The organism is Mesorhizobium sp. M4B.F.Ca.ET.203.01.1.1, from assembly GCF_004791025.1.
GTDB lineage: Bacteria > Pseudomonadota > Alphaproteobacteria > Rhizobiales > Rhizobiaceae > Mesorhizobium > Mesorhizobium abyssinicae.
On record NZ_SRUO01000247.1, the window covers coordinates 1 to 297 of the forward strand.

Annotated in this window: 1 pseudogene; it reads left to right on the forward strand. The window is 64.0% G+C overall.

The features are described from left to right. Nucleotides 1-24: 24 nt before the first annotated feature. Nucleotides 25-297, forward strand: a pseudogene (locus EN846_RS34525) (hypothetical protein); the annotation flags it as partial.

Here is a 297-nt window from a genome sequence, read left to right on the forward strand (position 1 = left end):
TAAGACCGCCTCAGGCCTGCTTTGATGCACCATGTGCCCGGCGTCCGGCACGATATCGACCAGCGCCTGGCTTATCTCGCCTTGCAGCCGCAGCGCTTCGGCCTTGGCATCGAACAGCTGATCGCCGGCGCCGGCACCAAGGAGGACTTCAACCTGCTCCAGGCGACGCTTTCCGGCGAGAAGCAGGGCGTCCTGACGTATGCACTGTTCGACCTGCTGCATCTTGATGGCGTGGACGTTGCCGATGCGCCCCTGCTGGAACGCAAGGCCTTGCTGCAATCGCTGCTTGAGGGGCGG